Origin of the sequence: Nocardia thailandica NBRC 100428 (assembly GCF_000308795.1) — a bacterium.
Classification (GTDB): Bacteria; Actinomycetota; Actinomycetes; order Mycobacteriales; family Mycobacteriaceae; genus Nocardia; species Nocardia thailandica.
The window spans coordinates 1-22,060 of record NZ_BAGK01000209.1 but is presented as its reverse complement, the minus strand read 5'-3'; the positions used below and the strand labels follow the sequence as shown (position 1 = coordinate 22,060).

The window sequence follows — 22,060 nt, the reverse complement described above, 5'->3', positions numbered from 1 at the left end:
CGCCGAGATCCGCCGCGCCGACGGCGGCCCGGCCGCCGCCGAGGTGGTGGCCGCCCTGCGCGCGGCGGGCCTCGGCTATGACGCGCGGCGGCACCGGGTGCGCGGCGACGGACCCCGCGTCCCGGCGGTGCCCGCGACCTACCTGGGCGCCGACGCCGCCGCCGGACCCGGCTACACCGGGCAGCCCTCGGTCGCCTCCTACTACGCCTGGTGATTCAGAGCCGCGGATCGATCGGCTCGGATTCCAGCGCCAGCACCGCGAACACGAACGCGTGCACGCGCCACAGGGGTTCGCCCGCGGCGACGGCGTCCAGGGCGGCCAGGCCGAGGCTGTGCTCGCGCAGCGCCGTCGTGCGCTTGCGGCTCAGCGATCGGTCGCGCAGCCGCGCCAGGTGGTCCGGTTCGGTGTAGTCGGGACCGTAGATGATGCGCAGGTACTCGCGGCCCCGGCACTTGATCCCGGGCTGGACGAGCCGGTCCGAGACCTGGTGTGTCAGGCCGGCGTAGGGCTTGATCACCATGCCCTCGCCGCCGTCCTCGGTCAGCCTCAGCCACCAGTCCGTCGCCTCGGCCTCGGCGGCCGGGTCCGCGAGGTCGACCACGCGGCGGTCGGTGCCGAGGAAGGTCAGCGGGTCGGCGGCGACCAGCCGGTCGCAGACCGCGAGCTGCCAGGCGTGATCGCGCGCGGCGTAGCTCGCGCCCTCGCCGGCCAGCACCGCGAACGGCGCCAGCCGGATCCCGTCCAGGCCGGCGGTCGGCGCGCAGTAGCGGCGGTAGGCGGCGACGAAGTCCTCCGCGTTGCGCGCCCGGTCGCGGGTGCGCTCGGCCAGGGCGGTCAGGTCGAGCCCGCGCGCGGCGCCCGCCGCGAGGGCCGCCACCGCGGCGGGCAGCGCCGCGGTCGCCGCGGCGCCCACCGCGGCGTACTGCTCCTTGATGAGCGGGGTCGCCTTGGCCGACCACGGCAGCAGTTCGCAGTCCAGCAGCAGCCAGCCGGTGCCGAGCTCGGCGAACAGCGGCGCGGCCGCGTCGCGGACCCGGTCGAGCAGGGCCTCGGTCAGGGCAGGGTCGTCGAAGAAGGCCCGGCCGGTGCGGGTGTGGACGGCCCCGGACGACCCGTCGGTCACGCCGAAGCGCTCCGCCGCGGTGGCCGCGTCGCGGCACACGAGCACGACCGCGCGCGAACCCATGTGCTTCTCCTCGCACACCACCCGCGAGACCCCGGCCCTGCGGTAGTCGGCGAACGCCTCGGCGGGGTGCTCGAGATAGCCGGGAACCGTCGAGGTCGAGGGCGGCGACATGGTCGGCGGCAGCCACAGCAGCAGCCGCGGGTCGATGGCGAAGCGGCTCATGACCTCCAGGGCGGCCGCGGCGTTCTCGGCGTCGACCACCACCGTGCCGTAGCCGGTCGTCAGGTGCCTGCGCCCGGTGACGTCGGCGATGTCGAGCGTCGCGTCGTCGCGCGGCGGCGCCGCCTCGGCCTGCGGGCGCGCCGGCGCGTAGTAGGCGCGCGCGGCGGGGACCGCGGTGAAGGTCCGCTCCGGGTAGCGCAGCGCGGTCAGCTCGCCGCCGAACACCGCGCCGGTGTCCAGGCACACGGTGTTGTTGACCCACTCCACCTTCGGCGTCGGCACGTGCCCGTAGACGACGGTCGCCGCGCCCCGATAGTCGCGCGCCCACGGGTAGCGCACCGGCAGCCCGTACTCGTCGGTCTCCCCGGTGGTCTCGCCGTAGAGGCAGAAGTCGCGCACCCGCGCCGAGGCGCGGCCGTGGTAGGACTCCTTCAGGCCCGCGTGCGCCACGACCAGCCTGCCGCCGTCCAGGCGCAGGTGACTGACCAGCCCGTCGATCCAGCCCGCGACCGCCGCGACGAATTCCGGGGTCTCCCGCGCGAGCTGGTCGAGGGTCTCGGCCAGGCCGTGCGACACCGTCACGTCGCGCCCGCGCAGCTTGCGCAGCAGCTTCTGCTCGTGGTTGCCCGGTACGCACAGGGCGGCGCCGCTCGCGTGCATGCCCATCACCAGGCGCAGGACGCCGGGGGAGTCGGGGCCGCGGTCGACCAGGTCGCCGACGAACACCGCCTGCCTGCCCTCGGGGTGGGTGGCGTCGACCGGCCTGCCCCGCTCGTCGCGGATCAGCCGCCAGCCCAGGTCCTCGAGCAGGGTCTCGAGTTCGGCGCGGCAGCCGTGGACGTCGCCGACGATGTCGAACGGGCCGGTGAGTTCGCGCCGGTCGTTCCAGGCGCGCTCGGAGGTGACGGTGACCTCGGCCGGATCGGTCACCACGTGGACCTTGCGGAAGCCCTCCTTGCGCAGCCCGCGCAGCGACCGGCGCAGGTCCTGGCTCTGCCGCCGCAGCACCGCCCTGCCGAACGTGCGGTCGGGCCGCTCCTCGGTGCGCGCCCACGCGACCGGCTCGGGGGTGTCGAGCACGATGGCGACCGGGAGCACGTCGAATTCCCGTGCCAGCGTGACCAGTTCGGTGCGCGCGTGACGCTGCACGTTCGTCGCGTCGACCACCACGCGGCGGCCCGCCCGCAGCCGCAGCGCCGCCACGTGGCGCAGCGCGTCGAAGGCGTCCTTCGTCGCGGACTGGTCGTTCTCGTCGTCGGCGACCAGGCCGCGGAAGAAGTCCGAGGACAGCACCTCGGTGGGCCGGAAGTGCGCGCCCGCGAAGGTGGACTTGCCGGAACCGGAGATGCCGATCAGCACCACCAGGGACAGGTCGGGGATGTCGAGGTTCATCTGCTACACGGCCTTACGGAAGAAAGCGAGCTGGGTGGGGGCGCCGGTGTCGGGGTCGAGGTCGCCGACGGGCCGGATCTCCACGGTGTAGCCGTGGGTCCCGGCGACCCGGGCGGACCAGGCGGCGAATTCGGCGCGCGTCCATTCGAAGCGGTGATCGTTGTGGCGGTGCCCGTCGAGGGATTCGTAGCGGACGTTGTACTCGACGTTCGGTGTCGTCACCACGACCGCGTCCGGCGCGGCGTCGGCGAAGACGGCGCGTTCGAGCGCGGGCAGCCGGGCCTCGTCGACGTGCTCGATCACCTCCATGAGCACCGCCGCGCCGAAACCGCGCAGCCGGGCGTCGCGGTAGGTCAGCGCCGACTGGATCAGCCGGATCCGCGCCCGCTGCCGATCGGGCATGCGGTCCAGCCGCAGCCGGCGCTCGGCCACCGCGAGCGCGGCGCCGGACACGTCGGCGCCGACGATCTCGGTGTAGCGGGGGTCGGCGTGCAGGGCGAGCAGCAGACTGCCCGGGCCGCAGCCGAGGTCGAGCACGCGGGTCGCCCCGGACTCGGCCAGCGCGGCCAGCACCGCCGCGTGGCGCAGCCGCACCAGCGGGGTGCGGCGTTCGGCGTCGGCCACCCGGTCGGCGATTTCTTCGGCGGATTCGGCGGGCGCGGCGGTCCGGTCGTCGGCGGCGCGCAGGCGGTCCAGCGCCGCCCGGGCCAGGCTGTGCCTGCCCGCCAGGTAGCGGCGGGTGATCAGGTCGCGTTCGGGGTGGGCGGACAGCCAGCCGTCGCCCGCGCGCAGCAGCTTGTCGACCTCGTCCGCCGCGACCCAGTAGTGCTTGGTGTCGTCGAGCACCGGCAGCAGCACGTAGAGGTGGTTCAACGCCGTTGCCAGCCGCAGGGTTCCGCGCAGCGTCAGCCGCACGAAGGGCGAGTCGCCCCACTCGGGGAACGCCGGGTCGAGCGGCAGCGGCGCGGCGGTCACGGCCCAGCCCAGCGGGGCGAACAGCCGCTCCGCGATCGCCGCCCCGCCCCGGCACGGGACCGCGGGCAGCGCGAGCTCCAGCGGAATCGCGGTGTCCGCCAGCGCGGCCCGTTCCCGGCTCGTGCCGTTGAGGGCCGAGCGGAACACCTTGCCCAGCGCCACCGCCAGCAGGCTCGACGCCACGTACGGGCGATCGTTGACATAGCGGCCGAGCGCGAAACCCTGGTGGCCCCTGGCCCCTCGGGCCAGCTCGACGGGATCGATCTCGAGCAGCAGCGCCGCGGTGCAGCGCCGCTCGTCCGCCTCGGGATAGAAGACGTGCGCCGTGCCACCCGTCGTCGCGAACGACTGCACGCGGTCGGGATGCTTGACCAGCAGGTAGCCGAGATCCGTCGCGGGGGAGTGGGTGGTGGAGATCGTCAACAGCACTCGTCGATCGTGTCACGCGACGCCAGCGATTTTCCGGGGGAGAATGCGCGGATCGCATGCCGGTCCCGGCCCCGAGGAGACGAGATGACTGTTCTGGCCCTGCTGTTGATCGCGGTCGCGGTGCTGCTGCACGGGTACATCTTCGTGATGGAGTCGCTGCGGTGGACCCAGCCGCGGACCCGCGCCACCTTCGGCACCTCGGCCGCGGAGGCCGAGGCCACGCGAGAGATGGCGTTCAATCAGGGGTTCTACAACCTGTTCCTCGCCGTCGTCGCCGCGGTCGGCGCGGGCTTCGTCGCCTTCGGCGACACCGCGATCGGCGTGGCGCTGGTGCTGGCGGGCGCGGGCTCGATGGTCGCGGCGGGACTCGTGCTGCTGCTGTCCTCCCCGGACAAGGCCAGGGCCGCGCTGATCCAGCTGACCCCGCCGCTGCTCGGCTGCCTCGCGCTGGTGGTCGCCCAGCTGCTGTGACGGGCGCCGACACGCGGCGGCCCACCGTCCCCGCCGCCGGACGCCGGGCCGGTCATACTCGGCCTGACCCATCCGGCCCGGACCAGCGGCGGTGACCATGGCTTCCCAGGACGACTCCAGCCCGGCGCGCAGGATCGACGCGCGGATCGCCGAACTCGGCGACTGGCGCGGCGACCTGCTCGCCCGGATCCGCGCGGTGATCCACGAGGCCGACCCGGACGTGGTCGAGGAATGGAAGTGGCGCGGCGTTCCCGTCTGGTACCACGACGGCATGATCTGCACCGGGGAGACCTACAAGGACAAGGTCAAGATCACCTTCGCCAAGGGCGCGCGGCTGCCCGACCCCACCGGGTTCTTCAACTCCGGGCTCGACGGCAACGCCCGCCGCGTCCGCGACATCGCCGAGGGCGAGGACCTCGACACCGCCGCGCTCGCCGACCTGGTGCGCGCCGCGGTGGACCTGAACACCGCGCCGAAGCGCTGACCGGCCCCCGCGCGCGGATGTCACCGGCCCGTGCCACCATCACGGCACGAGCCGGTGGAAGGGGTGGGACGTGACGCGGAGTCCGCGGGTGGCCGAGGTGGGACCGCGCCGCATCCTCGGGATCGCCGTGCCCACCCTGGGCGTGCTCGTGGCCGAACCGCTGTACCTGCTCTTCGACATGGCCGTCGTCGGCAGGCTCGGGGCGCTGGCCCTGGCCGGTCTCGCGGTGGGCGGGGTGATCCTCGGCTCGGTGAGCACCCAGCTGACGTTCCTGTCCTACGGCACCACCGCCCGGGCCGCGCGCAGGCACGGCGCGGGCGACCGGGCCGGGGCGGTCGCGGAGGGCGTGCAGGCGACCTGGGTCGGCCTCGGCATCGGCGTGCTCGTCCTGGCCGTGGTCCAGGCGTTCGCCGAACCGGTGTGCTCGGCGCTGGCCGGCGGCGGGGACATCGCCGCCGAGGCCCTGGCCTGGGTGCGGATCGCGCTGTTCGGGGTGCCGCTGATCCTCGTGTCCATGGCGGGCAACGGCTGGATGCGCGGGGTGCAGGACGTGCGACGGCCGCTGCTGTACGTGATCGCGGGACTCGGCCTGTCGGCGGTGCTGTGCCCGGTGCTCGTCTTCGGCTGGCTGGGCGCGCCCCGGCTGGAGCTGGCGGGGTCGGCCCTGGCCAACCTGATCGGGCAGCTGGTCTCGGGCGCGCTGTTCGGCGGCGCGTTGCTGCGCGAGCGGGTCCCGCTGCGCCCGCGCCCCGCGGTGATGCGGGCGCAGCTGGTGCTCGGCCGCGACCTGATCGTGCGCAGCCTCTCGTTCCAGGTGTGCTTCGTCTCCGCCGCCGCGGTCGCCGCCCGGTTCGGCGCGGCCTCGGTCGCCGCGCACCAGGTCGTGCTGCAGCTGTGGAACTTCCTTGCGCTGGTGCTGGATTCGCTGGCCATCGCCGCCCAGACCCTCGTCGGCGCGGCGCTCGGCGCGGGCAACTCGCGCGGCGCGCGAGGCATCGCGCGCCGGGTCACCGCCTGGTCGGAGGTCTTCGCGCTCGCGCTGGCCGCGGTGTTCGCCCTCGGCGCTCCCGTCATCCCCCGGCTGTTCACCGACGACCCCGCCGTCCTCGACCGGGCAGGCGTCGTGTGGTGGTTCTTCGTCGCCATGATCCCCGTCGCCGGCGTCGTGTTCGCCCTCGACGGCGTCCTGCTCGGCGCCGGCGACGCCGCCTTCCTGCGGACCGCGACCCTGATCGCGGCCCTCACCGGATTCCTGCCGCTGATCTGGCTGTCGCTGGTCTTCGACTGGGGCATCGGCGGGATCTGGTCGGGCCTGGTCGCCTTCATGCTGGCCCGCCTGATCGCGGTCGTGTGGCGGGCCCGGTCCGGGGAGTGGGCCCGGGTCGGCGCGGAGGTGCCGACCCGCCTCGCCTGACCACCCGCCCGGCCGGGGAACGTCGCGCGGTGCGGTCCCCGTGCCCCGCCGCGCGTGGGTGTGCGACTGTGGAGGATGTGATTCCGAAGCTGATGGCGGTGAGCGACGTGCACGTCGGTCACCAGGGCAACAAGCCGGTCGTCGAACAGATCCGGCCCGATTCCCCGGAGGACTGGCTCATCGTCGCCGGTGACGTGGGGGAGAAGGCCGACGAGGTGCGCTGGGCGCTGGAACTGCTGCGCGGCCGCTTCGCCAAGGTCATCTGGGTGCCGGGCAATCACGAGCTGTGGACCACCGCCAAGGACCCGGTGCAGATGCACGGCGCCGCCCGCTACGACTACCTGGTCTCGATCTGCCGCGACCTCGACGTCGTGACCCCCGAGGACCCGTTCCCGGTGTGGACGGGCGCGGGCGCCGAACGGTACGGCGGCCGGGTCACCCTGGTGCCGATGTTCCTGCTCTACGACTACTCGTGGCGCCCCGAGGGCACGAAGACCAAGGCCGAGGGGCTGGCCGTGGCCCGGGAACGCAACGTCGTGGCCACCGACGAGTTTCTCCTACACCCCGAGCCCTACCTGACCCGCGACGCCTGGTGCCACGCCCGCGTCCAGTGGACCCAGCGCAGGCTCGACCAGCTCCCGCCGGAGACCCCGGTCGTCCTGATCAACCACTTCCCGCTGGTCCGCCAGCCCACCGAGATCCTGTTCTATCCCGAGTTCTCGCTGTGGTGCGGCACCGACCTCACCGCCGACTGGCACACCACCTACAACGTGGTCTGCTCGGTCTACGGGCACCTGCACATCCCGCGCACCACCTGGTACGACGGCGTCCGCCACGAGGAGGTGTCGCTGGGCTATCCGCGCGAGTGGAAGCGCCGCGGCATGCCCGAGCCGCTGCTGCGCCAGATCCTGCCCGAACCCGAGTACGCCCCCGGCGCGCTGAACTCCTGGGGCGGGCACTTCCGGGTCACCCCGGAGATGGAGGCCGCGGCCGCGGAGATGCGCGCCAAGGCCGACAAGCGGCGCGGACTGTGACCGGCGCGGTCGACTAGGCTTCGCAGCGATGATCGAGAACATTCTGCCCACCGGTGTGGCCTCGGCCGAGCTGCTGGCGTACCCGGAGGACCTGAAAGCCCATCCGGCGGAGGAGCATCTCATCGCCAAGTCGGTGGAGAAGCGCCGCCGCGACTTCATCGGCGCCCGGCACTGCGCCCGGCTGGCTCTCGAACAGCTCGGGGAGCCGCCGGTCGCCATCGGCAAGGGCGAGCGCGGCATGCCGCTGTTCCCGCGCGGCATCGTCGGCAGCCTCACCCACTGCGACGGCTACCGCGCCGCCGTGCTGGGCCACGCCCTGCGGTTCCGCTCGGTCGGCATCGACGCCGAACCGCACGGCGCCCTGCCCGACGGCGTGCTCGACTCGGTCAGCCTGCCCGCCGAACGCGACTGGCTGGCCGGCACGCCCGCCGACGGCCTGCACCTGGACCGGCTGCTGTTCTGCGCCAAGGAGGCCACCTACAAGGCGTGGTTCCCGCTGACGCTGCGCTGGCTCGGCTTCGAGGAGGCACACATCACCTTCGAGATCGAGGCGCGCACCGCCGATTCCGGCTCGGGCACGTTCCACAGCGAGCTGCTCGTTCCCGGCGGGACCTCCGACGGCGGCGCCCCGCTGGTGTCGTTCGACGGACGCTGGCTGATCGCCGACGGGCTGATCCTGACCGCGATCGTGCACGCCTGATGGGCGCGCGCGTCCCCGCCGATCCGCTCGGCGGCCTGCTCATCGTGGACAAGGACGGTGGCTGGACCAGCCACGACGTGGTCGCCCGTTCCCGGAAACTGCTCCGCACCAAGAAGGTCGGGCACGCGGGCACCCTCGACCCGATGGCCACCGGCGTCCTCGTGCTCGGGGTCGAGCGGGCGACCAAGCTGCTCGGGCAGCTCATCCTGACCACCAAGTCCTACACCGCGACCATCCGGCTCGGGCAGTCGACGGTCACCGACGACGCCGAGGGCGAGACCACCGCCACCACCCCGGCCCGCCACCTCTCCGACGACGAGATCGCCACGCGCGTGGCCGAACTCACCGGCGACATCGCGCAGGTGCCCGCCACGGTCAGCGCGATCAAGGTCGACGGGGAACGCGCCTACGCCCGCGCCAGGGCGGGCGAGGAGGTGCGCCTGGCCGCCCGCCCGGTGACGGTGTCGCGGTTCGACGTCCTCGCCCGCCGGGACGAGGGCGACTTCGTCGATCTCGACGTCGAGGTCGACTGCTCCTCGGGTACCTACATCCGCGCGCTGGCCCGCGACCTGGGCGCCGCGCTCGGCGTCGGCGGCCATCTCACCGCGCTGCGCCGCACCCGCGTCGGCCCGTTCACCCTCGAGCACGCCCGCACCCTGGACGAACTCGCCGCCGCCGCCGAGGCCGAGCGGCCGCTGCTGAGCCTGGGGATGGACGAGGCGGTGCGCCGGGCCTTCCCGGTCCGGGAGATCTCCGCCGCCGAGGCCGACGACCTGCGCAACGGCCGCTGGCTCGAACCCGTCGGCACCAAGGGCGTCTACGCCGCCGTCGATCCCGAGGGCAAGGCCATCGCGCTGCTCCAGGAGAGCGGCAAGCGGGCGGCCTCGGTGTTCGTGGTCCGCCCGGCCAACCTCTGAACCGCCCGGTTTCCCGCGATGCCGGGCCGTACAGTGGCGGACGACGGAAGGGGCAAGGATCGATGAGCGCAGGACACGCCGAGACCTTCGGGCTGTGGGACGCCGACCCCGATCGGCTGGTGTCGGTCGACGACATCGCCGCCACCGTGCGGGCGCGCGGCCGCACGGCCGATGTCGAGGCGATCGAGCGGATGGTCGCGGCGGCCGACACCGACGGCGACCACCGGGTCTCGTACGCGGAGTTCCGGGCCGCCACCGCCGCGGGCGGGCGGTTCGAGGTCACCGACGCCGAGGCCGCCTTCCGGGTCTTCGACGTCAACGGCGACGGCCGCGTCTCGGTCGCCGAACTGGAATCGATGATCCGCCACGTCGGCGGTGGCCTGATCGACGAACCCGCCGCGGCCCTGCTCGCCGCGGCCGACCGCGACGGCGACGGCTACCTCTCGCCGGACGAGTTCCGGGACCTGCTCGAATTCCTCGGCCGCTGACCAGGTCTCAGTCGGTCAGCCAGATCGCCTCGGCGGCCGGGCTGCCGAGGTCGGTGCCCCCGTCGGCGCCGCCGATCCGGATGGCGATGGTGCCCGCGAAGTCGCGGCGCTCGATCACCTCGATCGGGGTGTCCAGGGCGATGCCCACCGAATCGAAATAGCGCAGCATCTCCGGATCGGCGTCGGAGATCCGCGCCACCCGGCCGGACTCGCCCGCCGCGAAATCGCTGAGCTGCCGCGCGGGCGGGGTGGGTACGGCGCCGTCGGCCGAGGGGATGGGATCGCCGTGCGGGTCCCGGTCCGGGTGGCCGAGTTTGGCGTCGATGCGCGACATCAGCAGCTCGGAGACCGCGTGCTCGAGCACCTCGGCCTCGTCGTGCACCTCGTCCCAGCCGTAGCCCAGCTCGTTCACCAGGAAGGTCTCGATGAGCCGGTGGCGGCGGACCATGGCCACCGCGGCCCGCCTGCCGCCCTCGGTCAGCGTGATCGCCCCGTAGCGCGCGTGCGAGACCAGGCCCTGATCGGCCATCTTGCGCACGGCCTCGGACACCGTCGAGGCCGACACGCCCATGCGTTCGGCGAGCAGCTTGGTGGTGACCTTCTCCTGCGACCACTCCTGAGCGGTCCAGATCACCTTCAGGTAGTCCTGGGCCACCGACGACAACGCGATGGTCGCGGTCGCGCCGGTGTCGCCGTCACTCGGTCCGGCCAGCTCACGGCGGGTGGCGATATCACGTTTACCGGGCACACACCCGAGCTTAGGCATCCCTGGCCGGAATGACACATCGTGCGCGGCGCGCCCCGCCGCCGGTCCCCGAACCGTGACTCCGATCGCCTGCCGGGAGGTGACCGCACCGCACTCCGCTAGGCTTTGCGTCTGTGCAGAGGTGGCGAAGTCTGGACGAGGTGCCCGCCGGGTGGGGGCCTTGCGTGCTCACGATCGGCGTGTTCGACGGTGTGCACCGCGGGCACGCGCAGCTGATCAGCCGCGCGGTCGCGGCGGCGGAAGCCCGGGGCGTCCCGGCGGTCCTGATGACCTTCGACCCCCATCCCATGGAGGTGGTGCGGCCCGGGTCGCACCCGGCGCAGCTGTCCACGCTCAACCGGCGCGCCGACCTGGTGGCCGAACTCGGCATCGACGTCTTCTGCGTCATGCCGTTCACCCAGGAATTCATGAAGCTCACCCCCGAGGAGTACGTCGAGCGCCTGCTCGTCGACCGCCTGCGCGTGGCCGAGGTCGTGGTCGGTGACAACTTCACCTTCGGCAAGAAGGCCGCGGGCACCGTGGACACCATGCGCGCGCTCGGCGAGCGGTTCGGCTTCGCCGTCGACGGCGTCAAGCTGCTCGGCGAGCACGCGGTCACCTTCTCCTCCACCTACATCCGCGCCTGCGTCGACACCGGCGACATGGCCGCGGCGAGCGAGGCGCTCGGCCGCCCGCACCGGCTGGAGGGCGTCGTCGTGCACGGCGACGGCCGCGGGCGCGACCTCGGTTTCCCCACCGCCAACATCGCCCCGCCCATGCACGCGGCCATCCCCGCCGACGGCGTGTACGCGGGCTGGTTCACCGTGCTCGGCCCGCAGGGACCCGCCATCGGCGAGGTCGCGCCGGGGGAGCGGGCCATGGCCGCGATCTCGGTGGGCACCAACCCGACCTTCTCCGGCCGCTCGCGCACCGTGGAGGCGTTCGTCCTCGACGGCGAGGCCGACCTCTACGGCCAGCAGGTCGCGGTCGACTTCGTCGAGCACCTGCGCGGCATGCGCAAGTTCGACTCCATCGACGCGCTGATCGAGGCCATGGGCGAGGACGTCGCCACCGCCCGCAAGATCCTCACCCGCTGACCCCGCGCGAAGGACGCGCGAAGTGCCCGGTACGATGGCTCCTCGGGTCTGCTGCGGTCCGCGGCGGCGCCCACCCCCGGGTAACCGGACCTTCGAGCGCGGACTGAGAAACAAAGGGAGTCTGCCGCATGGCGCTGACCACCGAGCAGAAGAAGACGATCCTGGCCGAGTACGGCCTGCACGAGACGGACACCGGTTCCCCGGAGGCCCAGATCGCGCTGCTGTCGAAGCGGATCGCCGACATCACCGAGCACCTGAAGAAGCACAAGCACGACCACCACACCCGCCACGGCCTGATGGCGCTGATCGGTCGCCGCAAGCGCCTCTCGAAGTACCTGGCGGACAAGGACATCAACCGCTACCGCCAGCTGATCGAGCGCCTCGGGCTCCGTCGATAGGCGCGCCTCCGGCGCGCGGGTTCGCGGCCCCTGGTGGCTCGCCGTCGCGGTGTCGCGGCTTGCTCCTTCGTCGCGGTGCCGCGGCACCGCGACGGCGAGCCGGCCGCGAACCGGCCCCTCCTCGGGGTCGGGGCGCGGTGGGTCGCTCGTACAGGGCGGGACGCCCCTGTGCGAGGTCGATTTCGGTGTGTGACCGCCTCGGCTGCGAGGCGGTGAACGTTCAGCCGACGGGAAGACGTACACTCTTCCCGTTGGCTATTCGTGTTTCCGGGGCCGGGTGGTTCCGTGATGCACTACAACATGTGACAGCCGTGTACATCCGACCGCGTGGCGTCGGTCTTCGGTAGTGGCCTTTCGGCAGGGGTGACGAACACCCGCCGCTGGGCTTCGATCGATGACCGCCTCCGCGTCGCCGCTTCCAAGGGGATCCGGCCGGGTGTGCCGCGTGACCGGCCAGGAGGGTCGGCGCGTGTCCGTGTCCGGTACGGCTGACGACAGCCGGCTGCACGCCCACATCAGGTGCTCTGTGTCCCAGAGCGGTGGGGCGGGCCGGCGAGACGAGAGGTTGAGAGAGAAATATGACGCAGACAACTGAACGCAAGTCCTCGGCCGTGGAGGTCGAGCCCGGTGTCTTCGAGTCGGTCGCGCTGATCGACAACGGGTCCTACGGCACCCGCACCGTGCGTTTCGAGACCGGCCGGCTGGCCAAGCAGGCCGCCGGATCCGTCGTCGCCTACCTGGACGACGAGACCATGCTCCTGTCGGCGACCACCGCCGGCAAGCACCCCAAGGACCAGTTCGACTTCTTCCCGCTGACGGTCGACGTCGAGGAGCGGATGTACGCCGCGGGCCGCATCCCCGGCTCGTTCTTCCGCCGCGAGGGCCGCCCGTCGACCGACGCGATCCTCACCTGCCGCCTGATCGACCGTCCGCTGCGCCCGTCCTTCGTCGACGGCCTGCGCAACGAGATCCAGGTCGTGGTCACCGTGCTGAGCCTGGACCCCAAGGACCTCTACGACGTGGTGGCCATCAACGCCGCCTCGGCGTCCACCCAGATCGCGGGCCTGCCGTTCTCCGGCCCGGTCGGCGGCGTGCGCGTCGCGCTGATCGAAGGCCAGTGGGTCGCGTTCCCGACCGTGGAGCAGCTCGAGGGCGCCGTGTTCGACATGGTCGTCGCCGGTCGGGTCACCGAGTCCGGTGACGTGGCCATCATGATGGTCGAGGCCGAGGCCACCGAGAACGTCCTCGCCCTGATCGACGGTGGCGCCCAGGCGCCGACCGAGGCGATCGTGGCCGAGGGCCTCGAGGCCGCCAAGCCGTTCATCGCGCGCCTGTGCCGCGCCCAGCAGGACCTGGCCGAGCTGTCGTCCAAGCCGACCGGCGAGTTCCCGCTGTTCCCGCCGTACGAGGCCGACGTCTACGCCGCCGTCGAGGGCACCGCCAAGCGCGAGCTGAACGAGGCCCTGAGCATCGCCGACAAGCAGGCCCGCGAGGCCAAGATCGACGAGATCAAGCTCGAGGTGCTCTCGCGCCTCGGCGAGGACTTCACCGGCCGCGAGAAGGAGCTGGGCGCCGCGTTCCGCTCGGTCACCAAGAAGCTGGTCCGCCAGCGCATCCTCACCGACGGCTTCCGCATCGACGGCCGCGGCCTGGCCGACATCCGCGCCCTGAGCGCCGAGGTCGCCGTGATCCCGCGCGCCCACGGCTCGGCGCTGTTCGAGCGTGGCGAGACCCAGATCATGGGCGTCACCACCCTGGACATGGTGAAGATGGCGCAGCAGGTCGACTCGCTCGGCCCGGAGACCTCCAAGCGCTACATGCACCACTACAACTTCCCGCCGTTCTCCACCGGCGAGACCGGTCGCGTGGGCTCGCCCAAGCGCCGCGAGATCGGCCACGGCGCCCTGGCCGAGCGCGCGCTCGTGCCCGTGCTGCCGAGCCAGGAGGAGTTCCCCTACGCCATCCGTCAGGTCTCGGAGGCGCTGGGCTCCAACGGGTCCACCTCGATGGGCTCGGTGTGCGCCTCGACCCTGTCGCTGCTGAACGCCGGTGTGCCGCTGAAGGCCCCCGTCGCCGGTATCGCCATGGGCCTGGTGTCGGACACGGTCACCAACGACAAGGGCGAGGACGAGGTCCGCTACGTGGCGCTGACCGACATCCTCGGCGCCGAGGACGCCTTCGGCGACATGGACTTCAAGGTCGCCGGTACCCGCGAGTTCGTCACCGCCCTGCAGCTGGACACCAAGCTCGACGGCATCCCGTCGCAGGTGCTGGCCGGCGCGCTGAACCAGGCGCACGACGCCCGCACCACCATCCTGGACGTGATGGCCGAGGCCATCGCCACCCCGGACGAGATGAGCCCCTACGCCCCGCGCGTCACCGCGATCAAGATCCCGGTCGACAAGATCGGCGAGGTCATCGGCCCCAAGGGCAAGGTGATCAACCAGATCACCGAGGACACCGGCGCCAACATCTCCATCGAGGACGACGGCACCGTGTTCGTCGGCGCGACCGACGGCCCGTCGGCGCAGGCCGCGATCGACGCGATCAACGCCATCGCCAACCCGCAGCTGCCCAAGGTGGGCGAGCGCTTCCTCGGCACGGTCGTCAAGACCACCGCCTTCGGCGCGTTCGTGTCCCTGCTGCCGGGCCGCGACGGTCTGGTGCACATCTCCAAGCTGGGCAACGGCAAGCGCGTGGCCAAGGTCGAGGACGTGGTGAACGTCGGCGACAAGCTGCGCGTGGAGATCGCCGACATCGACAACCGGGGCAAGATCTCCCTGGTGCCCGTGGAGGAGGAGTCGGCCGAGGCCGCCGCCCCCGCCGAGGACGCCGCCGCGGAGTGACCTCCCGATAGCCCGCAGGCTTCTCCGAGCCCCCTGTCCGCCACCGGCGGGCAGGGGGCTCGGTGCGTTTCGGTCCCGCGACGCGGCCGTGACCTCTACAGTGGTCTTCGTCACCGACATGCAACGGTAATGCAACGTTCGGTCGCTTAGTGTTGTGGCGCACACCCGCCGAGGGTGCGGCCGCACAGTGCTGCCCGCGAGTGTGCGGCCGGGTAGCTGGGTCATCCCCTGAGTGGCCGAATACCGCCCGACCGGCCGCAATTTTGCCGGAATCTGGTCCGGTTTATTATCGGAACGCATACGCTTCCAGTCGTCTACGGACGCGGATGTGTGGAGTCGGGGTCGATGATGGAGGTTCGGGCGATAACCGAGTTGTAGCGGACGGTGAGCGGGCGCGGTGCCCGTGGAGGTCCCGTCCGGCCGATCCCCCGTGTTCCCCCGGCCTGTGTCGGCCGTTCAAGAGATTTTTGTCGCGGCCGCGCGGCGCGGTAAACCCTGCGGCCGGTGGATGGAAGGCAAGGTGCGATGACCAACACCACTCCGGCGCGCGCGGATATCGAGCAGCTGGCGGCGCTGGTGGCGACGGTCGCGATGATGGAACCGGCGCGGATCGCCGTCGAGTTCGGCGGTGAGCGGGTTGCCTACTCCGATCTGGACGCCCGGCTGACCGCGATGGCCGAACTGACCGGCGGCGCACTGGATCCCGAATCGCTCGTGCAGGTGGTGCTGGCCGAGCTCTTCCCGGCCGTGGTCGACGCGGCCGAGGGCACCTTCGGCCGGCTGCTCGACGGCCTGGCCGCCGACGCCATGGCCGCCCTCGGCGTCGAACCCGCCCCGCCGGTGACCGCCCCGACCCTGGTCGATCGCTTCCTCGCACAGCTCGCGCGCACCCCCGACGCCGTCGCTCTCCAGTTCGGCGACCAGCGCCTGACCTATGCCGAGTTCGACGCCCGGGTGCGTGTTCTGGCCGCCCGGCTGCGCGAGCTCGGGGTCGGGCCGGAGTCGCTGGTCGGCCTGGCGATGCGGCGCGGCGTCGAGCTGCTCGTCGCGGTGCACGCCATCGTGCGGGCCGGCGGCGCCTACGTGCCGCTCGACCCCGATCACCCGGCCGAGCGGCTGCGCTACGTCCTCGACACCGCCCGGCCCGTGGTCGTGGTGACTCGCGCCTGCGACGAACCCGACCTCGGCGACGCCGCCGTGCTGCGCACCGACGACCTCGACTTCACCGCGCCCGCCCCGTCCGTCGAGCCGACCGCCGCGGCGGACAACACCGCCTACGTCATCTTCACCTCCGGCTCCACCGGACGCCCCAAGGGCGTGGCGGTCGCGCACCGGGCCATCGTCGCCAACCTGGACTGGCGCCAGCGCCGCTACCCGCTGACCGGCGCCGACGTGGTGCTGCAGAAGACGCCCTACACCTTCGACGTGTCGGTGTGGGAGCTGTTCTGGCCCCTGCAGACCGGCGCGCGGCTGGTCGTCGCCGAACCCGGCCGCCACGGCGACCCCGCCTACCTGGCCGGGCTGATCGAGGAGCACGGCGCCACGGTCACCCACTTCGTGCCCTCGATGCTGGCCGCCTTCGCCGCCGAGCTCGCCGAAGCCGCCGACCCCGCGGACCTGTCCTCGCTGCGCATGGTCTTCGCCTCCGGCGAGGCGCTGCCCGCCGCCACCGCCGCGCGGCTGCGCGCCCTGTCGCCGGCCGCCCTGCACAACCTGTACGGCCCGACCGAGGCCGCGGTGGACGTCACCGCGCACGAGGTGAGCGCGGCCGACGAGGTCTCGGTGCCCATCGGCGGCCCCGCCGACGACACCGGGCTGCTCGTCCTCGACGAGAACCTCGACGAGGTCGTCCCCGGGGCGGTGGGCGAGCTGTATCTGTCGGGGGTGCAGCTCGCCCGCGGGTACGTGGCCAGGCCGGGCCTGACCGCGGACCGGTTCGTCGCCAACCCCCACGGTGCCGCGGGCGAGCGGATGTACCGCACCGGCGACCTGGTGCGGCGGCTGCCCCACAGCGAGGAGCTGGAGTACCTGGGCCGCACCGACTTCCAGGTGAAGCTGCGCGGCCTGCGGATCGAGCTCGGGGAGATCGAGGCGGTGCTGGCCGGGCATCCGCGGGTCGGCAACGCCGCGGTGGTGCTGCACCGGCACGCGGCGGGCGAGGCCCTGGTCGGCTACGTGGTGAGCACCGACGGCGCGGAGCTCGACCCGGTGGAGCTGAGCGCGCACGCCGCGGCGGCGATGCCCGAGTACATGGTCCCCTCGCTGCTGGTGCAGCTCGAGCGGATGCCGATCAACGCCAGCGGCAAGCTGGACCGCAAGGCGCTGCCGGAGCCCGACTTCCGGGTCGCGAGCGTCGCCTACCGGGAGCCCGAGACCGCGACCGAACAGGCGGTGGCGGCCCTGTTCGCCGACCTGCTCGGGGTGGAGAAGGTCGGCCTCGACGACGACTTCTTCGCCCTCGGCGGCAACTCGCTGGTGGCCACCCGCGCCGTCGGCAGACTGCACGCGAGCACCGGTGTGCGCGTGGACGTCCGGGAGTTCTTCGACCATCCGACCGTGGCGGTGCTGGCCGCGCTGCTCGACGCCGGTGTCGCCGAACACCGGCCGGCGCTGGTCGCGGGTCCGCGGCCCGAGGTCGTCCCGCTCTCGCCCGCGCAGCAGCGGATGTGGTTCCTCAACCGGTTCGATCCGGACACCGGCGCCTACAACATCCCCATCGCGGTGCGGCTGACCGGCGCGCTGGACGTGCCCGCCCTGCGTGCCGCGCTCGTCGACGTGCTGGGCAGGCACGAGGTGCTGCGCACGGTGTACCCCGAGGTCGAGGGCGTCGGCACCCAGCGGATCCTCGACGTGGACGAGGCCGTCGCGCTGTCGGGCGGTGCCGCGATGGCACAGCCGGTCACGGTCGCCGCGGCCGGGCTGTCCGCCGCCCTCGCCGCCGAGATCGGCGCGGGCTTCGACGTCACCACGGCGCCGCCGCTGCGCGCGCGGCTCTACCGGGTACGCGAGGACGCCGCGCCCGACGCCGCCACCGAGGACGCCGCCGCCGATCACGTCCTGGTGTTCGTCGTGCACCACATCGCGGGCGACGGCTGGTCGGCCGGACCGCTCGTGCGCGACACCATGGCCGCCTATCTCGCGCGCAGCGCGGGCGCGGCGCCGCAGTGGGCGCCGCTGCCGGTGCAGTACGCCGACTACGCCCTGTGGCAGCGCGAGCTGCTCGGCGACGAGGCGGACCCGCGCTCGCGGGCGGCGGCCGAGATCGCCTACTGGCGCGGCGCGCTCGCCGGCCTGCCGGAGGAAACCGGGCTGCCGACCGACCGGCCGCGCCCGGCCACGGCGTCCCTGCACGGCGGGCGGGTGGACTTCACCCTCGACGCCGACCTGGTCGCGGGCCTCGACGCGGTGGCCGCGTCCCGGGGCGCGACCCGGTTCATGGTCGTGCACGCCGCTCTGGCCGTGCTGCTCGCGCGGCTGTCCGGGACCGCGGACACCGCGATCGGCACCCCCGTCGCGGGTCGCGGCGCGGCCGAACTCGACGACGTCGTCGGCATGTTCGTCAACACCGCGGTCCTGCGCGCCGAGATCCGCCCGGCCGAACCGTTCGCCGACCTGCTGACCCGGGTGCGCGCCGGCGACCTGGCCGCCTTCGACCACACCACCCTGCCCTTCGAACGGCTCGTCGAGGTGCTCGCGCCGCCGCGGTCGGCCGGTCGGCACCCGCTGTTCCAGGTCGCGCTGTCGCTGCAGAACCTGCCGCACACCGCCTTCGAGCTGCCCGGCCTGCGCGCCGCCGCCGTCGACCTGCCCTACGACGTCGAGAAGTTCGACCTCTCGCTGACCCTGCGCGACGGTGACACCGGCCTGATCGGTGAATTCTCCTACGCCACCGACCTGTTCGACGAGTCCACCGTCGCGGCCACGGCCCGGCGGTTCGCCGGACTGCTCGCGGCCGTGGCCGCCGCGCCGCACACCCCGGTCGGCGACCTGCCCCTGCTGGTGGACGCCGAGTTCGCCGAGCTGACCGCCGTGCGCGGCGCGGACGCGCGTCCCGCCGCCCTGCTGCCCACCGTGCTCGCCGAGGCCGCCGCCGACCCCGCCGCGATCGCGCTGCGCGACGGCGACCGCACCCGCACCTACGGGGAACTCGACGCGCTGTCCGGCGCGCTGGCCGCCGTCCTGGCCGACCGGGGCGTCGGCCCCGGCGACATCGTGGCCGTCAGCATCCCGCGCTCCGCCGACTCGGTCACCGCCGTCTGGACGGTCGTGCGGTCCGGCGCGGCCTTCCTCCCGGTCGACCCGAACTACCCCGCCGACCGCATCGCCCACATGCTCGCCGACTCGGGTGCCACCGTGGGGCTCACCGTCGCCGCGGCGCGCGCGACGCTGCCCGGCACCGTGTCGTGGATCGTGCTCGACGAAACCCCCGCCCCCGCGGGCGGTCCCACCGACACGGAGGGCGCGGGGGAACCGTCCGCGATCGCCGGTTTCCGCCCGATCGAGGGCGGCGCGGTGTCGCGTCGCGCCCCGCACCCGCTGGACCCCGCCTACGTCATCTACACCTCCGGCACCACCGGTCTGCCCAAGGGCGTGGTGATCCCGCACGGCGCCGTCGCCGCCTACCTGCCGGTCATGGCGGGCCGCTACCGGGCGGCCGCGGACGCGCGGGTGCTGCACGTGGCCTCGCCCTCGTTCGACATCTCGGTGGCCGAGCTGCTGCTGACCGCGGTCGCAGGCGCGGCCATGGTGGTCGCGCCCGCGGGCGTGTACGGCGGCGAGGACCTGCGCGAGCTGCTGGTCACCGAGCGGGTCACCCACGTGATCATCACGCCCTCGGCCCTGGCCACGGTGCGGCCGGACGGGCTCACCGACCTGCGCGTGGTCGTCGTCGGCGGCGAGGCGTGCCCGCCGGAGCTGGTCGCCCGCTGGACCGCGGCGATCCCGGGCCTGACCTTCCGCAACGGCTACGGCCCGACCGAGACCACCATCGTCACCAACATCAGTGAACCCCTCGACGCCGCGACGCCGATCACCCTCGGCCCGCCGGTGGAGGGCACCACCGAACTCGTGCTCGACGAGCGGCTGCGGCCGGTGCCCGCCGGCGTCGTCGGCGAGCTGTACATCGCGGGCCCGCAGCTCGCGCGCGGCTACCACCGCCGTCCCGCGCTCACCGCCGGGCGCTTCGTCACCAATCCCTACGGCCCGGCCGGTGCGCGCATGTACCGCACCGGCGACACCGTGCGCTGGGTGCGCCGCGACGGCGCGTTCGATCTGGAGTACCTGGGCCGCAACGACTTCCAGGTGAAGGTGCGCGGCTTCCGGATCGAGCTCGGCGAGATCGACGCGGTGCTCGCCCGGCACGGGAGCGTGGGATTCGCCGCCACGATCGGCCATCGCACCGACGCGGGCGCCACCGTGCTGGTCTCCTACGTCGTGCCCGCCGAGGGCGCGCGGGTCGACACCGCCGCGCTGCTCGAGCACACCGCCGCGCACCTGCCCCCGCACATGGTGCCCGCGGCGGTCATGGTCCTCGACGCCGTCCCGCTCACTCCCGTCGGCAAGCTGGACCTGGCCGCGCTGCCCGCCCCCGTGTTCGCCGCGGCCGTCTACCAGGCGCCGCGGACCCCGGCCGAGGAGATCGTGGCCGCCGCGTTCGCCGAGGTCCTCGGCCGCGAGCGGGTCGGCCGCGACGACGACTTCTTCGACCTCGGCGGCAACTCCCTGCTGGCCACCCGGCTCACCGCGCGGATCGGCGCCGACCTCGGCGCCCGCCTGCCCGTGCGCCAGCTCTTCGACACCTCCGTCGTGCACACCCTGGCCGCGGCGGCGGAGCGCCTGCGCGGCACCGCGACCCGGCCCGCGCTGGTCGCGGGGGAACGCCCCGAGCGGCTGCCGCTGTCCCCGGCCCAGCAGCGCATCTGGTTCCTCAACCGCTTCGACCCCGGCTCGGCCACCGACAACATCCCGCTGGCCGTGCGGCTGACCGGCGAGGTCGACCCCGCCGTCCTGCGCCGCGCGGTGCTCGACGTCCTCGACCGCCACGAGGTGCTGCGCACCCGCTACCCGGAGGTCGACGGCACCGCCGTCGCCGAGATCCTGCCCGCCGACCTCGCCGACCTCACCCCCCGCGTGGTCGCCCCGGCCGACCTGGCCGCGGCCCTGCGCGCCGCCGCGGCCACCGGGTTCGACCTGACGACCGACCTGCCGGTGCGGGTCACCCTGTTCCGCGTCGACGGCGCGACCGCCGACTACGCGCTGGTCCTGGTGCTGCACCACATCGCCGCCGACGGCTTCTCCTTCGGTCCGCTCGTGCGCGACGTGCTCGCCGCCTACACCGCCCGCGTCACCGGCGCCGCCCCGCAGTGGGCGCCGCTCGCGGTCCAGTACGCGGACTACGCGCTCTGGCAGCACCGGGTGCTCGGCGATCCCGCCGACCCCGACGCGCCCGTCGCCCGGCAGCTCGCGTTCTGGCGCGCGACCCTGGCCGGGGCGCCCGAGGAGCTCGCGCTGCCCGCCGACCGCGCGCGGCCCGCGATCGCCTCGCGCCGCGGCGCCCTGGCGCCGGTCACCCTCGACGCCGCCACGCATCGGGCGCTCACGGACTTGGCGCGGGCGCACGGGGTGACCGTGTTCATGGCCACCCACGCCGTGTTCGCCGTCCTGCTCGCCCGGCTGTCGGCGACCACCGACATCGCCGTCGGCACCCCGGTCTCGGGCCGCGGCGAGCGCGCCCTCGACGACCTCGTCGGCATGTTCGTCAACACCCTGGTCCTGCGCACCGAGGTCGACCCCGCGCGGCCCTTCACCGAGCTGCTCGCCCGGGTCCGCGACACCGACCTGGCCGCGTTCGGCCACGCCGACATCCCCTTCGAGCAGCTCGTCGACGCCCTCGACCCGGCGCGCTCCACCGCCCGCAATCCGCTGTTCCAGGTGATGCTCTCGCTCGACGAGGCCACCCCAGACACCGTGGAGCTGCCCGGACTCACCGTCGGCGGGCTCGACCTGCCGACCGGCGTCGCCAAGTTCGACCTGGAACTGACCCTCACCGAACACCGGGACGCCACCGGCGCGCCCGCGGGCATGACCGGCGCCTTCGTCTACGCCACCGACCTGTTCGACGCCGGGACCGTCGCCGGTTTCGCGGAGCGCCTGCACCGGCTGGTCGCCGCGGTCCTGGCCGACCCGGCGCGCCCCGTCGGCGACCTGCCGCTGCTGTCGGCCGCCGAGCTCGCCGCGCAGCGCGGCGCGGACACCGCCGCCGACCTCGGGGCGCCCGGCCACCCTCTACGACCTGGTCGCCGCGCGGATCGCCGCCGGCGGC

At 73.5% G+C, this 22,060-nt stretch carries 14 protein-coding genes and 1 pseudogene; 12 read left to right on the top strand and 3 right to left on the bottom strand.

All coding sequences use genetic code 11. The annotated features are described in order from the left end of the window. Positions 1-214: pseudogene (locus ON36_RS23610) on the top strand (SAM-dependent methyltransferase); the annotation flags it as partial. 1 nt (position 215) lies between these two features. Here ON36_RS23610 and ON36_RS23605 read toward each other — a convergent pair. Further along, positions 216-2,741, bottom strand: coding sequence for a polynucleotide kinase-phosphatase (locus tag ON36_RS23605; protein WP_043657770.1), 2,526 nt, complete (start codon positions 2,739-2,741; stop codon positions 216-218). A 3-nt stretch (positions 2,742-2,744) separates the two neighbouring features. Then, positions 2,745-4,145 carry a 3' terminal RNA ribose 2'-O-methyltransferase Hen1 gene (locus ON36_RS23600; protein ID WP_043657767.1) on the bottom strand — a complete coding sequence of 467 codons (1,401 nt, stop codon included), beginning with the start codon at positions 4,143-4,145 and terminating at the stop codon, positions 2,745-2,747. Between the two features lie 84 nt (positions 4,146-4,229). On the opposite strand from ON36_RS23600, the gene ON36_RS23595 reads away from it, so the two are divergent. From ON36_RS23595 to ON36_RS23565, 7 genes are all read left to right on the top strand, one after another. Continuing rightward, complete coding sequence (locus ON36_RS23595; protein WP_043657764.1) at positions 4,230-4,616, top strand: DUF1304 domain-containing protein; 387 nt, start codon at positions 4,230-4,232, stop codon at positions 4,614-4,616. 97 nt (positions 4,617-4,713) lie between these two features. Beyond that, positions 4,714-5,100: a DUF1801 domain-containing protein gene (locus ON36_RS23590; protein WP_085999685.1), complete on the top strand. Its 387-nt coding sequence runs from the start codon at positions 4,714-4,716 to the stop codon at positions 5,098-5,100. A 70-nt stretch (positions 5,101-5,170) separates the two neighbouring features. Next, positions 5,171-6,514, top strand: a complete 1,344-nt coding sequence (locus ON36_RS23585; RefSeq protein ID WP_052314284.1) for an MATE family efflux transporter — start codon at positions 5,171-5,173, stop codon at positions 6,512-6,514. A 92-nt stretch (positions 6,515-6,606) separates the two neighbouring features. Continuing rightward, positions 6,607-7,548 (top strand): metallophosphoesterase family protein, encoded by a 942-nt coding sequence (locus tag ON36_RS23580; RefSeq protein ID WP_043657756.1) that lies wholly within the window; start codon positions 6,607-6,609, stop codon positions 7,546-7,548. Between the two features lie 28 nt (positions 7,549-7,576). Next, entirely contained in the window at positions 7,577-8,248 is a 672-nt protein-coding gene (gene npt / locus ON36_RS23575; RefSeq protein WP_043657754.1) for a 4'-phosphopantetheinyl transferase Npt, read from the top strand. Then, on the top strand, positions 8,248-9,165 hold the full coding sequence (gene truB, locus ON36_RS23570) for a tRNA pseudouridine(55) synthase TruB (protein ID WP_043657751.1): 918 nt from the start codon (positions 8,248-8,250) through the stop codon (positions 9,163-9,165). The genes npt and truB overlap by 1 nt, the downstream gene beginning before the upstream one ends. Before the next feature lie 62 nt (positions 9,166-9,227). Further along, positions 9,228-9,653, top strand: a complete 426-nt coding sequence (locus ON36_RS23565) for an EF-hand domain-containing protein (protein WP_043657748.1) — start codon at positions 9,228-9,230, stop codon at positions 9,651-9,653. Between the two features lie 7 nt (positions 9,654-9,660). On the opposite strand, the gene ON36_RS23560 is transcribed toward ON36_RS23565, so the two are convergent. Then, a complete protein-coding gene (locus ON36_RS23560) occupies positions 9,661-10,419 on the bottom strand; it encodes a metal-dependent transcriptional regulator (RefSeq protein ID WP_043657745.1) in 759 nt (252 codons plus the stop codon). A 113-nt stretch (positions 10,420-10,532) separates the two neighbouring features. Here ON36_RS23560 and ON36_RS23555 point away from each other — a divergent pair, with 113 nt between their 5' ends. From ON36_RS23555 to ON36_RS23540, 4 genes are all read left to right on the top strand, one after another. Next, on the top strand, positions 10,533-11,495 hold the full coding sequence (locus ON36_RS23555) for a bifunctional riboflavin kinase/FAD synthetase (protein WP_052314283.1): 963 nt from the start codon (positions 10,533-10,535) through the stop codon (positions 11,493-11,495). A gap of 128 nt (positions 11,496-11,623) precedes the next feature. Further along, positions 11,624-11,893, top strand: coding sequence for a 30S ribosomal protein S15 (gene rpsO, locus ON36_RS23550; protein WP_043657739.1), 270 nt, complete (start codon positions 11,624-11,626; stop codon positions 11,891-11,893). Positions 11,894-12,471: 578 nt separating this feature from the next. Beyond that, positions 12,472-14,739 (top strand): polyribonucleotide nucleotidyltransferase, encoded by a 2,268-nt coding sequence (locus ON36_RS23545; protein WP_043657736.1) that lies wholly within the window; start codon positions 12,472-12,474, stop codon positions 14,737-14,739. A gap of 525 nt (positions 14,740-15,264) precedes the next feature. Then, the coding region (locus tag ON36_RS23540) for a non-ribosomal peptide synthetase (RefSeq protein ID WP_157224988.1) at positions 15,265-22,060 on the top strand (6,796 nt) is incomplete at its 3' end.

Bases quoted from the DNA above. Each gene is read 5' to 3' on its own strand.
- rpsO (WP_043657739.1), top strand. From the start codon at position 11,624: ATGGCGCTGACCACCGAGCAGAAGAAGACGATCCTGGCCGAGTACGGC.
- ON36_RS23605 (WP_043657770.1), bottom strand. From the start codon at position 2,741: ATGAACCTCGACATCCCCGACCTGTCCCTGGTGGTGCTGATCGGCATC.
- ON36_RS23590 (WP_085999685.1), top strand. From the start codon at position 4,714: ATGGCTTCCCAGGACGACTCCAGCCCGGCGCGCAGGATCGACGCGCGG.
- npt (WP_043657754.1), top strand. From the start codon at position 7,577: ATGATCGAGAACATTCTGCCCACCGGTGTGGCCTCGGCCGAGCTGCTG.
- ON36_RS23565 (WP_043657748.1), top strand. From the start codon at position 9,228: ATGAGCGCAGGACACGCCGAGACCTTCGGGCTGTGGGACGCCGACCCC.
- truB (WP_043657751.1), top strand. From the start codon at position 8,248: ATGGGCGCGCGCGTCCCCGCCGATCCGCTCGGCGGCCTGCTCATCGTG.
- ON36_RS23580 (WP_043657756.1), top strand. From the start codon at position 6,607: ATGGCGGTGAGCGACGTGCACGTCGGTCACCAGGGCAACAAGCCGGTC.
- ON36_RS23595 (WP_043657764.1), top strand. From the start codon at position 4,230: ATGACTGTTCTGGCCCTGCTGTTGATCGCGGTCGCGGTGCTGCTGCAC.
- ON36_RS23560 (WP_043657745.1), bottom strand. From the start codon at position 10,419: ATGCCTAAGCTCGGGTGTGTGCCCGGTAAACGTGATATCGCCACCCGC.
- ON36_RS23545 (WP_043657736.1), top strand. From the start codon at position 12,472: ATGACGCAGACAACTGAACGCAAGTCCTCGGCCGTGGAGGTCGAGCCC.